At 69.2% G+C, this 13,983-nt stretch carries 15 protein-coding genes; 10 read left to right on the plus strand and 5 right to left on the minus strand.

What is annotated here, in order from left to right; translation table 11 throughout:
* Together moaC and ACWDU1_RS05460 are read right to left on the minus strand one after the other, a co-directional pair.
* Window positions 1-562, minus strand: a 562-nt coding sequence (gene moaC / locus ACWDU1_RS05455; RefSeq protein WP_449996061.1) for a cyclic pyranopterin monophosphate synthase MoaC, incomplete at its 3' end; no start/stop codon positions are given.
* On the minus strand, window positions 559-1,779 hold the full coding sequence (locus ACWDU1_RS05460) for a molybdopterin molybdotransferase MoeA (protein ID WP_449996062.1): 1,221 nt from the start codon (window positions 1,777-1,779) through the stop codon (window positions 559-561). The genes moaC and ACWDU1_RS05460, both read right to left, overlap by 4 nt.
* 440 nt (window positions 1,780-2,219) lie before the next feature.
* Between ACWDU1_RS05460 and moaA the strand changes: the two genes are divergently transcribed.
* The 5 genes from moaA (at window position 2,220) to ACWDU1_RS05485 (ending at window position 6,122) form a co-directional block, all read left to right on the plus strand.
* Window positions 2,220-3,278, plus strand: a complete 1,059-nt coding sequence (gene moaA, locus ACWDU1_RS05465) for a GTP 3',8-cyclase MoaA (protein ID WP_449996063.1) — start codon at window positions 2,220-2,222, stop codon at window positions 3,276-3,278.
* The gene (locus ACWDU1_RS05470; protein ID WP_449996064.1) at window positions 3,271-3,513 is read left to right on the plus strand and encodes a MoaD/ThiS family protein; all 243 of its coding nucleotides are present in this window, start codon (window positions 3,271-3,273) and stop codon (window positions 3,511-3,513) included. The genes moaA and ACWDU1_RS05470 overlap by 8 nt, the downstream gene beginning before the upstream one ends.
* 127 nt (window positions 3,514-3,640) lie before the next feature.
* Window positions 3,641-4,354 (plus strand): YciI family protein, encoded by a 714-nt coding sequence (locus tag ACWDU1_RS05475; protein WP_449996065.1) that lies wholly within the window; start codon window positions 3,641-3,643, stop codon window positions 4,352-4,354.
* On the plus strand, window positions 4,351-5,628 hold the full coding sequence (locus ACWDU1_RS05480; RefSeq protein WP_449996066.1) for an RNA polymerase sigma factor: 1,278 nt from the start codon (window positions 4,351-4,353) through the stop codon (window positions 5,626-5,628). Before ACWDU1_RS05475 ends, ACWDU1_RS05480 begins: the two co-directional genes overlap by 4 nt.
* A gap of 125 nt (window positions 5,629-5,753) precedes the next feature.
* Entirely contained in the window at window positions 5,754-6,122 is a 369-nt protein-coding gene (locus ACWDU1_RS05485; RefSeq protein WP_449996067.1) for an iron chaperone, read from the plus strand.
* A gap of 9 nt (window positions 6,123-6,131) precedes the next feature.
* Here ACWDU1_RS05485 and nadE read toward each other — a convergent pair whose 3' ends face one another.
* Together nadE and ACWDU1_RS05495 are read right to left on the minus strand one after the other, a co-directional pair.
* Window positions 6,132-6,956 carry an ammonia-dependent NAD(+) synthetase gene (gene nadE, locus ACWDU1_RS05490; protein ID WP_449996068.1) on the minus strand — a complete coding sequence of 275 codons (825 nt, stop codon included), beginning with the start codon at window positions 6,954-6,956 and terminating at the stop codon, window positions 6,132-6,134.
* An 11-nt stretch (window positions 6,957-6,967) separates the two neighbouring features.
* Window positions 6,968-7,600 (minus strand): TetR/AcrR family transcriptional regulator, encoded by a 633-nt coding sequence (locus ACWDU1_RS05495; protein ID WP_449996098.1) that lies wholly within the window; start codon window positions 7,598-7,600, stop codon window positions 6,968-6,970.
* A gap of 156 nt (window positions 7,601-7,756) precedes the next feature.
* On the opposite strand from ACWDU1_RS05495, the gene ACWDU1_RS05500 reads away from it, so the two are divergent.
* The 4 genes from ACWDU1_RS05500 (at window position 7,757) to nrdE (ending at window position 11,827) form a co-directional block, all read left to right on the plus strand.
* Window positions 7,757-8,326 (plus strand): NAD(P)H-dependent oxidoreductase, encoded by a 570-nt coding sequence (locus tag ACWDU1_RS05500; RefSeq protein ID WP_449996069.1) that lies wholly within the window; start codon window positions 7,757-7,759, stop codon window positions 8,324-8,326.
* A gap of 580 nt (window positions 8,327-8,906) precedes the next feature.
* Window positions 8,907-9,137 carry a glutaredoxin-like protein NrdH gene (nrdH, locus tag ACWDU1_RS05505; protein ID WP_449996070.1) on the plus strand — a complete coding sequence of 77 codons (231 nt, stop codon included), beginning with the start codon at window positions 8,907-8,909 and terminating at the stop codon, window positions 9,135-9,137.
* Window positions 9,138-9,221: 84 nt separating this feature from the next.
* Window positions 9,222-9,671, plus strand: coding sequence for a class Ib ribonucleoside-diphosphate reductase assembly flavoprotein NrdI (gene nrdI / locus ACWDU1_RS05510; RefSeq protein WP_449996071.1), 450 nt, complete (start codon window positions 9,222-9,224; stop codon window positions 9,669-9,671).
* Window positions 9,668-11,827 (plus strand): class 1b ribonucleoside-diphosphate reductase subunit alpha, encoded by a 2,160-nt coding sequence (gene nrdE / locus ACWDU1_RS05515; RefSeq protein ID WP_449996072.1) that lies wholly within the window; start codon window positions 9,668-9,670, stop codon window positions 11,825-11,827. The genes nrdI and nrdE overlap by 4 nt, the downstream gene beginning before the upstream one ends.
* A 61-nt stretch (window positions 11,828-11,888) precedes the next feature.
* Here nrdE and ACWDU1_RS05520 read toward each other — a convergent pair whose 3' ends face one another.
* The gene (locus ACWDU1_RS05520) at window positions 11,889-12,884 is read right to left on the minus strand and encodes an LLM class F420-dependent oxidoreductase (RefSeq protein ID WP_449996073.1); all 996 of its coding nucleotides are present in this window, start codon (window positions 12,882-12,884) and stop codon (window positions 11,889-11,891) included.
* Between the two features lie 149 nt (window positions 12,885-13,033).
* On the opposite strand from ACWDU1_RS05520, the gene ACWDU1_RS05525 reads away from it, so the two are divergent.
* Window positions 13,034-13,948 carry an NAD-dependent epimerase/dehydratase family protein gene (locus ACWDU1_RS05525; RefSeq protein ID WP_449996074.1) on the plus strand — a complete coding sequence of 305 codons (915 nt, stop codon included), beginning with the start codon at window positions 13,034-13,036 and terminating at the stop codon, window positions 13,946-13,948.
* Window positions 13,949-13,983 lie beyond the last annotated feature (35 nt).

Raw genomic sequence — 13,983 nt, forward strand, 5'->3', positions numbered from 1 at the left:
CCGGTACCGCGGCGGTTCCGGTGACCGACGCCTCGGCCGGCCCGGTGGACGTCCCGGGTGCGTCGGCGGTCTCCGCCACGGGCGTCTCGCCGGCCGGGCGGGTCCAGTGTCCCCGCTTACCGCCTTCCTTGGTGAGCAGCCGGATATCGCCGAGTACGGCCGCCGGATCGACCGCCTTCACCATGTCGTGCAAGGTCAGCCCCGCGACCGCGACCGCGGTCAGCGCTTCCATCTCGACCCCGGTGGGGCCGGTGGTCTTGGCGGCGGCCTCGATGGTGATGGCGGTCGCGGTGAAACCGAAATCGACCTTCACCGACGACAAGGCGAGCTGATGGCACAAGGGGATCAGTTCGGAGGTCTTCTTCGCCCCCGCGATACCGGCGAGCCGGGCGGTGGCCAGCACATCGGCCTTGGGCATATCGTCGGCGCGCACCAGCGCGATCACCTCGGGGGTGGTCCGCAGCTCCCCGGCCGCCACCGCGACCCGGGCGGTATCCGCCTTGGCGCTGACATCCACCATGCGGGCCCGGCCCGTCGAATCCACATGCGACAACTCGCTCATAGTGTCCACACTCGCACAGCCGTCCCGGGCGGCATCTCGGTTCTGTCGGCCGGGATATCGATCAGCACATCGGCCGCCGCCATACTCGCCACCAGATGTGATCCGGGCCCGGAGACCACCTCCACCGCGTGCGGCCGCGCGCCCTTCCACACCAGTTTGCCGCGCAGGAACTGACGGCGCCCGGCCGGTGAGCGGCGCACCGCGCCGAGCAGCGGCAACTCGTATTCGGGAACCGGGCCCAGCCCCGAGAGCCGCCGCAGGATCGGCCGGGCGAGCACCTCGAACGACACCACCGCGCTCACCGGATTGCCCGGGAAGCTGAGCACGGGCACCCCGTCGACGACGGTCAGGCCCTGGGGACCGCCCGGCTGCATCGCGACCGGGCCGAACTCGCCGCCCAACGGGATCAGCACCTCGCGCACGACCTCGAAATCGCCCTTGGACACCCCGCCCGTGGTGATCACCAGATCGGCGTCCGCGGCCAGCGCGCGCAACAGCCGCCGGAACTCGCCCGGATCGTCGGAGCTGTGCTCGACCGCGGTCACCCGGACCCCGTTGGCACCGAGGGCGGCCGCCAGCGCGATGCCGTTGGAGTTGTAGATCTGCCCCGGCCGCAGCCGCCCGCCGGGTGCCACGAGTTCGTTCCCGGTGCCGATCAGCGCGGCCCGGATGGGGGCGAAAACCGGGATCGCGGCCAGGCCCACCGCCGCGAGGGCGGCGATATGCCGGGGCGCGAGCAGGGTCCCGGCGGGCACCAGTTCCGCGCCGGCCCGCACATCGCTACCGGGTTCGCGAACGAACTCGCCCGCGGAGCGGCCCCGCGTGACGCGCACGGTCCGGCCGTCGGCGGTCGTATCCTCCACCGGGACCACGCACTCCGCGCCGTCGGGCAGTGGCGCGCCGGTCATCACCTTGCGCGCGGTCCCGGCGGTGAGCGGCGCCCCGGTATCCCCGGCGGCCACCACGCCGGTCACCGGCAGGTCCACCGGGGTGATCGCCACATCCGCCGCCCGAACCGCGTAACCGTCCATCGCCGAATTCCGGAAAACGGGCAGATCGATGGGCGCGCGCATATCCTCGGCCAGCAGACGGCCGACCGCGTCGGAGACCGGTACGGTCTCGACCGGGCGGGCGGCCAGCGGGCGCAGCAGCTGCTCGATCGTGTCGCGGTAGTCATCCGCCGACCGGACCTGGGCGGGGGCGGGCCGAGAAATCATGGATTCAGCCTAGGCGTACCTCCGCCTTCGCTGCGGCCGTGCGCATCCATATGTGTCTGCTTCGTTCACACGCCCCTTCGGTGTGGTCCGGCCGTCGTTGTTGCCGGATGGGCGTACCTTCGCCTTCGCTGCGGCCGTGCGCATCCATATGTGTCCAGTTTGTTCACACGCCCCTTCGGTGTGGTCCGGCCGTGGTTGTTGCCGGACCGGTGTTTGTGGCCTGGGTGTACCTGTGGCTTCGCTGTGACCATGTGTATTCGTATGGTTCTGCTTCGTTCACACGCCGGTTCGGGGGAGTTCGGCCGTCGTTGCTGCCGGGGTGGTGTTTTGCCGCCGGGTGGCTTCGGGGGGTGGGCGTGTCGGAGCCGGGACCGGGCACGATGGGGCCGATCGGGCGGACGGCCGGTCCGGGCGGCGGCCGGGCGTTCATAATGGGGGGTGTGACACTGGTCGACATGGGGATACCCACAGTGCGGTCCGGGCGCCCCTCGTTCGACGGACGTCCGGATACACCCCTGCTGGTGGACCGCTACGGTCGCACAGCGCGGGATCTCCGGGTTTCCATCACCGAGAAGTGCTCGCTGCGCTGCACCTACTGCATGCCCGAGGAAGGGCTGCCCGCCATCCCGCCCGACGAGCTGCTCAGCGCGTCCGAGATCGTGCGCCTGGTCTCGCTGGCCGTGCACGAACTCGGTATCGGTGAGGTGCGGTTCACCGGCGGTGAGCCGCTCATGCGCCGCGATCTGGAGGAGATCGTGGCCGGCTGCCACGCCGCGGCGCCCGAAGTACCGCTGGCCATGACGTCCAACGGTATCGGCCTGCGCCATCGCGCGGCGGGATTGGCCGCCGCCGGACTCTCCCGGGTGAATATCTCCCTGGACACCGTGGACCGTGCCGGTTTCGCCCGCCTGACCCGCCGCGATCGGCTGGATTCGGTGCTGTCGGGGATTCGTGCCGCCGGCGCCGCCGGGCTGGCGCCGGTGAAGGTGAACGCGGTCCTGATGCGGCAGACCCTCGCCGGTGCCCCCGATCTGCTGCGCTGGTGCCTGGACGAAGGCTGCGAACTGCGGTTCATCGAGGAGATGCCGCTGGACGCCGACCACGAATGGGCCCGCGAGAACATGGTGACCGCCGCGGAACTGCTCGACGTTCTCGGCGCCCGCTATTCGCTCACCGCGATCGGCCGCGACGATCCGTCGGCGCCCGCCGAGACCTGGCTGGTGGACGGCGGACCAGCCACCGTCGGCATCATCGCCTCGGTGACCCGCAGTTTCTGCGATACCTGCGACCGGACCCGGCTCACCGCCGACGGTATGCTGCGATCTTGCCTGTTCAGCGATCAGGAGTTCGATCTGCGCGCGACGCTGCGCTCCGGTGCCGGTGACGCGGAACTGGCGCAGCTGTGGCGCGGGGCCATGTGGCAGAAATGGGCGGGTCACGGTATCGACGCCGCGGACTTCGTCCCACCGGAACGCACGATGGGAGCCATCGGTGGTTGAGGTCCGCTATTTCGCCGCGATCGCCGACGCGGTCGGCAAGAACGCGGAAACGCTGGATCTGCCGGCCGGTGCCACCGTCGCCGATCTGCGCACCCTGCTGGCCGCCACCTACGGCCCGGATCTGGACAAGATGCTCGGCGTCTGCGCCTACCTGATGGGTGACGAACTGACCCGGGACACGACCGCGGCCCTGACCCCGCGGGTCGATGTCATGCCGCCCTTCGCCGGCGGCTGAACTCCCGGCCGGGCCCGGTTCCCGCGGTTCCCGAAATTTTCCGGCGAGCTGTCGAGAATCGACGTCTCCGCACGTCGTCGTGGTGAGAGGGGTACCGGACTCCTCTCCGACGAGGAAGGATGACGTCATGTACTACCTGGCTCTGCTCACCGGCCGCGAAGACGAGGCCGTCGCACAACCGGGAACGCCGGAGTTCGACGCCGAAGTGGCGCGGTACGCGGCATTCGACGCCCGGGTGGCCGAAGTGATCGCCGGGGGCGCGGCGCTGTACCCCTCGGATTCGGCCGTCACCCTGCGCCGCGACGGTGACGGCACGCTGGTCACCGACGGTCCGTTCGCCGAACACGCGGAGGTGGTCGGCGGGTTCTATGTCTTCGACGTGCCCGACCTGGACGCGGCGCTCGAACTCGCCCGGGAGCTGCCGGCGGTCGAAACGGGCGCGGTCGAGTTGCGGCCGCTGGCGCAGTGGCTGCCGCACGGCGAACCCGGCCCGGATTGGTGGCTGGCGCTGCTGTGGGAGCAGGCGGACGCGATGGCCGCCCCGGGCACACCGGAATGGGATTCGGCCGTGGCCGAGCACGAGCGGTTCGGGGCGCGGGTGGGCTCGGCGATCCGCGGCGGTGGCGCCCTGGAGCCGGCCACCACGGCCACCACGGTCCGGGGGTCGCGGGAAACCCCGTTGATCACCGACGGTCCGTTCACCGAAACCGCGGAGGTGGTGGGCGGGCTGTACCTGTTCACCGCGGCGGACCGGCCCGCCGCCACCGAGATCGCGGCCCTGATCCCGGTCGGCCCGAAGGGCGGGACAGAGCTGCGGAGGGTGGTCGATCTCGGCGCGTGAGCGATCCGACGACGGCCCGGCTGGACGGCGTGTACCGCGCCGAATTCGGTCGCGCCGTCGCCACCCTCGCCCGGCTCACCGGTGATATCGGCGCGGCCGAGGACGCGGTGCAGGAGGCGTTCGCCACCGCGATGCGGACGTGGCGGCGCGACGGGATTCCGGCCAACCCGGGTGCCTGGATCACCACCGCCGCCCGGCGTCGCGCACTGGACGGGTTGCGCCGGGAATCGGCGCGTACCGGAAAGGAGCACGCGGCCGTGCGGGAGACTCCGGGGCCCGCCGAACCCGAGGATCCCGCGCTGCCCGACGACCGGTTGCGGATGATCTTCACCTGCTGCCATCCCGCCCTCGCGGCGCCCGCGCGGGTGGCGTTGACCCTGCGCTTCGTCTGCGGGCTGCGCACCGCGGAGATCGCGCGGGCCTTCCTGCAGCCGGAGGCCACGGTGGCGCAGCGGATCAGCCGGGCCAAGGCCAAGATCCGCGACGCCCGGATACCGCTGCGGGTACCGCCCGGTGATCTGCTCCCGGAGCGGACGCCCACGGTGCTCGCGGTGATCTATCTGCTGTTCACCGAGGGTTACTTCGCGAGCTCGGGGCCGGACGCGGTGCGCGACGAACTGTGCGACGAGGCGATCCGGGTCGGTCGCCTGCTCTGCGATCTGCTGCCGGTCGAGCAACGAGCGGTGCGATCCGAGGCCTACGCGCTGCTCGCGCTGATGCTGCTGACCGACAGCCGCCGCGCCGGCCGGCGCACGGCCGGCGGTGAGCTCGTTCCCCTGGACGAACAGGATCGCGGCGCCTGGGATCGCGGGGCCATTCGCGCCGGCCTGGATTGTCTGCTGATCGCCGCCGAGGGTGGGGGACCGTATCTGGCGCAGGCCCGGATCGCCGCCGCCCACGCGGTCGCGCCGGAGTGGGCGGCGACCGATTGGCACTCGATCGTGGCGGCCTACGACGAGCTGATCGGTTACGCGCCGTCACCGGCGGCGGCGGTCAACCGGGCGGTCGCAGTGGGGATGCGCGATGGGCCGGAACGGGGGCTGGCGGCGCTGGACGCGGTCCCGGTCGCGAGTCCGGCGGCGACCGGCCGGCTGGTGGCCGCCGCGCGCGCCGATCTCTACCGTCGGGCGGGCGGATACGCCGACGCGGCGCGGGAGTACCGGGTCGCGATCGCCGTGGCGGGTAACGACCCCGCGCGTCGTTACCTGCGCCGGCGGCTGGCAGAGGTCGAATCGGTGACAGGCACGCCCCCGGGTCCGGCGCCCGGGCCGTAGCGCGCGGCACGGCTTCACGTCCCGCGCGACCCCGGGGCGGCTTTCGCTCTGCCCCGGCCGGATGCGGCCGACCCGGCCCCCGTCGGTCGCCCGGCCGGGGTGTCCGGCGGCGGTAGAGTGGGCCCGTGGTGAAGAGCACGGCGCCCGATGTCGATGCGTACCTGGCCGAGCTGCCCGAGGAGCGCCGCCCGGCGGCCGCCGCGGTCCGCGAGGTGTGCCGGACGGAACTGGACGGTTACGCCGAGGTGATGGCCCACGGGATGCCGGTCTACCGGTACGACGGCCGGGACGAGATCGCGTTCGCGGTTCAGCGCCAGTACATCTCGTTCTATCTCATGCGCGACGATATCCGCGCGGAGTTCGCACAGCGCCTGGCCGGCCAGGATATGGGCAAGGGCTGTCTACGTTTCCGGCACGCCACCGGCCCGGATCTCGATCTGCTCACCGAACTGGCGCGGGCCGTGGCCCGCAACCCCGGCGGCCCGGTGTGCTGACCGGGAAGGTCAGCGCCACCAGTCGTCGAGCGGAGTGACCGGGACGGTGCGCTTGTGCCGGGTGGTGCGGTAGATCGATTCGATCCGCTGCGCCACCTCGTCGGTGACGTCCTTGCCCTCGAGATAGTCGTCGATCTCGCCGTAGCGCAGGCCCAGGGCCTCCTCGTCGGGCAGGGCCGGGCGATCGTCCTCCAGATCGGCCGTGGGCACCTTGGACCACAGTCGCGAGGGCGCACCCAGTTCCTGCAGCAGGGCCGCGCCCTGGCGTTTGGTCAGGCCGGTGAGCGGGGTCAGGTCCACGCCGCCGTCGCCGTATTTGGTGAAGAACCCGGTGACCGCCTCGGCGGCGTGATCGGTGCCCACCACCAGCAGGTTCTCCTGGCCGGCGATGGCGTACTGGATGACCATGCGCTCACGGGCCTTGATGTTGCCGCGCACGAAGTCGCGCAGTTTGCCGACCGAGAGCGCGGACGCCACCTCGGCGGCGACCGCGTTGGCACCCGGCCGGACATTCACCACCACGGATTCGTCGGGTGCCACGAAGGTCATGGCGACCCGCGCGTCCGCCTCGTCGGCCTGGACACCGTAGGGGAGGCGCACGGCCACGAAACGGGCCTCGCCACCCTCGGCGCGCACCTCCTCGGCCGCGAGCTGGCACAGCCGGCCGGTGAGCGCGCTGTCCTGGCCACCGCTGATACCCAGTACGAAACCCTTTGCGGGCGTGGCGCGCAGATAGTCCTTCAGGAAATCGACCCGGCGCCGTACCTCGTCCTTGGGTTCGACACTCGGCAGCACACCCAGCTCGGCGATGATCTGATCACGCACGTTTCCCATGCCGGACAACTCTACTGCGCGTGTGTTCCGGCGACCCGGCGAACCAGGGCTTCCCAGTTGTCGCCGATCTGTTCCCGGGTGTAGCCGAGGGTCCGGATCTGGTGCAGGACGAGTCCGGCGCCGAGAGTGGCCAGCAGCGCGTCGGCCAGCAACGCGGTGTCGCCGGGGGTCTCCGCGTTCCGGAGCAGCATCGTCACATGAGTTTTCAGCACCAGATACGGTTCGCTGCGGTAGTGCCGTTCGGCCCCGAGTTCGGCGGCCCGGTGCAGTTCGCCCTCCACTTCGATATCGAGCAGCCGGGCCCGGCCGAACGCCACGAGCCGCTCCACCGGTGGTGCGCCCGGCCCCAGCGGTGGCGGGCCGAAGATGAAGGCCTCCTGGGCCTGGGTCTCGGAATGATCCAGCAGTGCGTACATCAGGCCGGTGCGATTGCCGAACCGGCGGAAGACGGTGCCCTTGCCGACGCCGGCCCGTTTGGCGAGCGCGTCCATGGTGAGGGCGTCCACGCCGTGCGCGCGCACGAGTTCCTGGGCGGCATCGAGCAGCCGCCGGCGGTTGCGCGCGGCGTCGGCGCGTTCGGCCGGTTCGCCGGTACCGGGTAGCGCGGGGCCGATGCGTTCCGCCCGGCGCACCTGTGATGGCATGGCGGGGGTGAGGGGATCGCCCGGGTGCCAGGGGTCCGCCTGGCGGGGTGTGTCGTAGTTCACGGCGGTGCGCTGGCCTCCGGGGAATGTAGCGGACCGTGGTCCGGTTGATCTGGGCAGTGGGATCGTCACACAACTAGTACCGCAGGAGTGAACATGAGCCAGACCCGTATCGTCGTACTCGTCGGAAGCCTTCGCCAGGCCTCGATCAGCCGGCGGCTTGCCGAGGCGGCGATCGCCACCGTGCCCGCCGGTACCGAAGCCGCCCTCTACGAGGGTATCGGTGAGATTCCGTTCTACAACGAGGATATCGACGTCGAGGGCTCGGTTCCCGCCGCCGCGCAGGCCCTGCGCGACGCGGTCGCGGCGAGCGACGGCCTGCTCGTGGTCACCCCGGAATACAACGGCACGCTGCCCGCCGTGCTCAAGAACGCCATCGATTGGCTGTCCCGCCCCTACGGCGCCGGCGCGATCGGCGGTAAGCCGGTGGCCGTCGTGAGTGGTTCCATCAGCCCCAACGCCGCCAAGTGGGCGCACGCGGACACGGTGAAGTCGGTCGGTATCGCGGGCGGCCGCATCGTCGAAGAGGCGCATCTGCACTACGCCGCCTGGGGCGAGCGTTTCGTGGCGAGCCATCCGAGCGACGACGCGGAGGCGCTGGGCGAACTCACCGGCGCCCTGAAGGTTCTGGCCGACGCGGCCAGCGGGGAGCTCGTCGACGCCTGACCGACGATCCCGCACAGGGCCGCCCGTCTCCGGACCGGGCGGCCTTTGCGCGTGTATGCCCGTTATCCGGTCGGCGGAGGTGGCGGGCGCGTCGCACGCCGATCTCGTACCCTGTTCCGGGCGGTGCCCGAGGGTCTGCCGGGGCTCCGGCGACTGGTGTGACGGACGTGTCTCCTGGGTTTGCTGAAAAAGAACTGACCTCGTCGATTTGTGACTTGGGCCACGGTGAATACGGCGTGTCGAGTTGCTGTCCTGCGGCTTACAGCCGTGAAATCACACCGTTGTGACTCGCAACATCTCGTGTTGTTTCGGAATGTCGGCCACTAGGTGTAGTGTCATCGGTACCCGAAGGCGGTCGGACGAGAAGTCCTCCGGCGACGGGTGGAACCGGTCCGGACGTGGGGTTTCAGGGCTGGTCTTCGGAGTTTGCGCAGGATCATCCGATCGTGCCGACACCGCGTCGTACACACCGTGACCGCAGGGCGGAATCGGGTGCGCGGTGGGTTCGGCTCGCAGGCGGCGGTCCGTCACCACAGAGGGCCGCGAACACCGCACATTGGCACAGGAGAGAGGGACTCGAATGATCACCGTGTACACCAAGCCCGCTTGCGTCCAGTGCAATGCCACCTACAAGGCCCTCGACAAGGCCGGGGTGGAATACAGTGTCGTCGATATCTCCGAGGACGCCGAAGCCCGCGACTACGTGATGGCGCTCGGCTACCTGCAGGCCCCCGTCGTCGTCTCCGGTGACGAGCACTGGTCCGGCTTCCGTCCGGACCGCATCAAAGCACTGGCCACCGTCGCCGCCTGAGCCACATCGGCCCGTGCTCGGGGTGCGATAACAGTCCGACCCGGCGCCGCGGCGGCGAGTCCGTCGGGAACCAGGGGAGGTGAGATGTCCGAATCGCAGACGCTGGTCTACTTCTCCAGCGCTTCGGAGAACACCCACCGTTTCGTCGAGAAGCTGGATATCCCGGCTCTCCGGATCCCCCTGCACACCACCGATTCGCTGCGTGTCGACGATCCCTACGTGCTGATCGTCCCCACCTACGGGGGCGGTCGGCACGTCTTGGGCTCCACGCGCTCGGACAAGGAATTCGTACCGCGTCAGGTCGCCAAGTTCCTCAACGATCCACACAACCGCGCCCTGCTGCGCGGCGTGATCGCGGCGGGGAACACGAATTTCGGTGACACCTTCTGCTTCGCAGGTGATGTGATCTCGCGTAAATGCGGGGTGCCCTACCTGTACCGCTTCGAACTCATGGGAACCGCCGAGGACGTCGCCCGCGTCCGAGAGGGATTGGGATTGTTTTGGCAGCAACAACGACAGCACCAGCAGGTATGACGGCCCGCCTGGAGCAGCCCCCGCAGCGCGCCGGCGACCCCGGTGAGGTCTTGGACTACCACGCCCTCAACGCGATGCTGAACCTGTACGGTCCGGACGGCGAGATCCAGTTCGACAAGGATCGGGAGGCCGCGCACCAGTACTTCCTGCAGCACGTCAACCAGAACACCGTCTTCTTCCACAACCTCGACGAGAAGCTCGACTACCTCGTCGAGGAGAACTACTACGAGCCCGAGGTACTCGAGCAGTACAGCCGGGCCTTCGTGAAGAAGCTGTTCCAGCAGGCCTACGCCAAGAAGTTCCGGTTCCCCACCTTCCTCGGCGCGTTCAAGTACTACACCTCCTACACCCTCAAGACCTTCGACGGGAAGCGCTATCTGGAGCGTTTCGAGGATCGGGTCTGCATGGTCGCGCTGACGCTGGCGGCCGGTGACGAGGTGCTCGCGGGCAAGCTGGTCGAGGAGATCATCGACGGCCGCTTCCAGCCGGCCACCCCGACCTTCCTCAACTCCGGGAAAAAGCAGCGCGGTGAGCCCGTTAGTTGTTTTCTTCTTCGCATAGAGGACAACATGGAGTCCATCGGGCGCTCCATCAACTCGGCGCTGCAGCTGTCCAAGCGCGGCGGCGGGGTCGCGCTGCTGCTCAGCAATATTCGTGAGCACGGCGCGCCGATCAAGAAGATCGAGAACCAGTCCTCCGGCGTCATCCCGATCATGAAGCTGCTCGAGGATTCCTTCTCCTACGCCAACCAGCTCGGTGCGCGCCAAGGCGCGGGCGCGGTGTACCTGCACGCCCACCACCCCGATATCTACCGTTTCCTCGATACCAAGCGGGAGAACGCGGACGAGAAGATCCGCATCAAAACGCTGTCGCTGGGTGTGGTGATCCCCGACATCACCTTCGAACTGGCGAAGAAGAACGAGGATATGTACCTCTTCTCGCCGTACGACGTGGAACGGATCTACGGTAAGCCGTTCGCCGATGTCGACGTCACCGAGAAGTACTACGAGATGGTCGACGACAAGCGGATCCGCAAGTCCAAGATCAAGGCGCGCGAGTTCTTCCAGACCATCGCCGAGCTGCAGTTCGAATCCGGCTACCCCTACATCATGTTCGAGGACACGGTGAACCGGGCCAACCCCATCGCCGGCAAGATCACCCATTCGAACCTGTGCTCGGAGATCCTGCAGGTCTCCACCCCGTCGATCTACAACGACGACCTCACCTACTCGCACGTGGGTAAGGACATCTCCTGCAACCTGGGGTCGCTGAATATCGCCAAGGCGATGGACTCCCCGGATTTCGCGCGCACCATCGAGGTCTCCATCCGGGCGCTCACCGCCGTCTCGGATCAGACCCATATCTACTCGGTGCCCTCGATCGAACAGGGCAACAACTCCTCGCACGCCATCGGGCTCGGTCAGATGAACCTGCACGGCTATCTGGCGCGGGAGCGGATCCACTACGGATCCGAGGAGGGCCTGGACTTCACGAACATCTACTTCTACACGGTGGTCTTCCACGCCCTGCGCGCGTCGAACCTGATCGCCCGTGAGCGGGGGACCTCGTTCGGAGGGTTCCCGGAATCGAAGTACGCCAGCGGCGAATACTTCGACAAGTACACCGATCAGGTGTGGGAGCCGAAGACCGAACGGATCGCGCGGCTGTTCGCCGACGCCGGTATCCATATCCCCGCCCAGGACGACTGGCGGCAGCTGAAGGCCGCGGTCATGGAGCACGGCCTCTACAACCAGAACCTGCAGGCCGTCCCGCCGACCGGGTCGATCTCCTACATCAACCACTCCACCAGCTCCATCCACCCGGTGGCGTCGAAGATCGAGATCCGCAAGGAAGGCAAGATCGGCCGCGTCTACTATCCGGCCCCGTACATGACCAACGACAACCTGGACTATTACCAGGACGCGTACGAGATCGGCTACGAGAAGATCATCGACACCTACGCCGCGGCCACCCAGCACGTGGACCAGGGCCTGTCGCTGACGCTGTTCTTCAAGGACACCGCCACCACCCGCGACCTCAACCGCGCCCAGATCTACGCCTGGCGCAAGGGCATCAAAACCCTCTACTACATCCGCCTGCGGCAGATGGCGCTGGAGGGTACCGAGGTCGAGGGCTGCGTGAGCTGCATGCTCTGAGAGCCCGGCGGCGGATGCCGGTGCGGCGGGCCCCCGGTGCACCGAGGGCCCGCCGGCCTGATCAGGACAGCGCCGGGAGCACCTCGCGCTCGAAGAGTTCGATGGCGCTGGTGTCGTAGGCCGCTTCCGGGAAGTTGAAGATGGCGTAGCCGAGGCCGCGGTCGCGGACGGCGGACAGCTTCTCCACGATCTGTTCCGGGGTACCGACCGCCGCGCCGCCGTTGTTCAGGTTGTCGACGTAGCCGCGGGCCTTCTCCGCACCGAGGACGGGAGTCAGGCGGGCGGCGTGCTCGGCTTTGCGCTGCTCGACCTCGGCCTCGGTGGCGCCGATCGCGACATTGAAGTTCGAGCTGCGGACGATGGTGTCGAAATCGGTGCCGACATCGGCGCAGTGGGCGCGCAGGATCTCGGATTTGTGGGTGAACTCGTCGGGGCTGTTACCGGCGAAGTTGGTGTAGTTCGCGTATTTCGCGGCGATACGCAGGGTTTTCTTCTCGCCGCCGCCCGCGATCCACAGCGGCAGGCCGCCCTCCTGCGCGGGCAGCGGGCGCACGATCGCGCCGTCGACCCGGTAGTAGCGGCCGTCCAGGGTGGCGGTGCCGGTCTGCCAGGCCTGGCGGAAGATCTGCACGCCCTCGTCGAGCCGGCCCAGCCGCTCGCCCGCGGTGGGGAAGCCGTACCCGTAGGCGCGCCATTCGTGTTCGTACCAGCCGCCGCCGATACCCATCTCGGTGCGGCCGCCGGAGATCAGGTCCACGGTCGCCGCGACCTTCGCGAGATAGGCCGGGTTGCGGTAGCTGATCGCGGTACACATCTGACCCAGCCGCACCCGCGAGGTGGTGGCGGCGAACGCCGACATCAGCGTCCACGCCTCATGGGTGGCCTCGTCGCTGGGCTCCGGGACGGTGTGGAAGTGGTCGTAGACCCACAGCGACTCCCACACCGGGTTCGCGTCGGTGCGCTCCGCGAGACCGCGCATCACGTCCCACTGGGCGGAGGGCTCGATACCGACCAGGTCCAGGCGCCACCCCTGCGGGACGAAGATTCCGAAGCGCACAGCATTCTCCTCAGATGTCGGGCCCGGGCGGGCCGGAACAGATCTCTGCCTCTCCACTCTGTCGGCCCGGCGCCGCCCCGGCAACGGTTGTGCGCTCCCCGCGCCGAATTCCGGCCTGCGTCCACCGCCCGGCGGCGTAGGTTGGCACCATGCGCGTGTTCGTCACCGGTGGAACCGGCGCTCTGGGCGCCCATACGATCCCGGCGCTGGTCGGCGTGGGACATTCGGTCACGGCGCTGGCCCGCTCCGATGAGAAGGCCGCCGAATTGGTGGCGGCCGGGGCCACCCCCGCCCGGATCTCGCTGTTCGACCGCGCCGCCCTGACCTCGGCGCTCGCGGGTCACGATGCGGTGGTCAATCTCGCGACGGCCATCCCGCCGATGAGCAAATTCGCGAGCAGGCGCGCCATGCGGCGCAACGAGTACGTCCGGACGGAGGGTTCCGCGGCGGTGGTCGATGCCGCGCTCGCCGCCGGTGTCGGCCGGGTCGTGCAGGAATCGGTGGTGATGTTCTATACCGATCAGGGCGCGGAATGGATCACCGAATCCGCTCCGGTGGATCACTTTCCGCTGGCCCGGAGCAATTTCGCCGCCGAGGCGAATGCCGCCCGGTTCGGTGCGGCCGGGGGAGAGGCGGTGGTGCTGCGGTTCGGGATCTTCTACGGCCCCGGCGCCCGCCACAGCGAACAGATGCTCGCGCTGGCCCGGCGGGGGATCGGTGTGACACTGGGGAGCCCGGACGGTTTCATGTCCTCGATCCACGTCGCCGATGCCGGTCGGGCCGTGGTCGCGGCGTCGGTGGTGGCACCCGGCACCTACAACGTGGTGGACGACGAACCGCTGACCACCCGCGACTACACCGACGCCCTCGCCCGCGCCGCCGGCCGCCGTCTGTGGCTGCGCGGACCGGGCCGCGCGGCCGGTCTGCTCGGCGACCGGCTCACCTCGCTGACCCGCTCGCTACGGGTATCGAACGCCCGTTTCCGGGCGGCGACCGACTGGGCGCCGCGTCACCCCAGCGCCCGGGAGGGCTGGCTCGCCACCGCCGAGATCCTGCCCGGCTGACCCGGCGCCCGGCCTGGACCGTCTTCCTGCCTTGA

The organism is Nocardia sp. NPDC003345, from assembly GCF_053589395.1.

Excerpts from the sequence above, each read along its gene's own strand:
- ACWDU1_RS05495 (WP_449996098.1), bottom strand. The coding sequence starts at position 7,600 with ATGCCATCACAGGTGCGCCGGGCGGAACGCATCGGCCCCGCGCTACCC.
- nrdH (WP_449996070.1), top strand. The coding sequence starts at position 8,907 with ATGATCACCGTGTACACCAAGCCCGCTTGCGTCCAGTGCAATGCCACC.
- ACWDU1_RS05475 (WP_449996065.1), top strand. The coding sequence starts at position 3,641 with ATGTACTACCTGGCTCTGCTCACCGGCCGCGAAGACGAGGCCGTCGCA.
- nadE (WP_449996068.1), bottom strand. The coding sequence starts at position 6,956 with ATGGGAAACGTGCGTGATCAGATCATCGCCGAGCTGGGTGTGCTGCCG.
- ACWDU1_RS05460 (WP_449996062.1), bottom strand. The coding sequence starts at position 1,779 with ATGATTTCTCGGCCCGCCCCCGCCCAGGTCCGGTCGGCGGATGACTAC.
- ACWDU1_RS05500 (WP_449996069.1), top strand. The coding sequence starts at position 7,757 with ATGAGCCAGACCCGTATCGTCGTACTCGTCGGAAGCCTTCGCCAGGCC.
- ACWDU1_RS05525 (WP_449996074.1), top strand. The coding sequence starts at position 13,034 with ATGCGCGTGTTCGTCACCGGTGGAACCGGCGCTCTGGGCGCCCATACG.
- nrdE (WP_449996072.1), top strand. The coding sequence starts at position 9,668 with ATGACGGCCCGCCTGGAGCAGCCCCCGCAGCGCGCCGGCGACCCCGGT.
- nrdI (WP_449996071.1), top strand. The coding sequence starts at position 9,222 with ATGTCCGAATCGCAGACGCTGGTCTACTTCTCCAGCGCTTCGGAGAAC.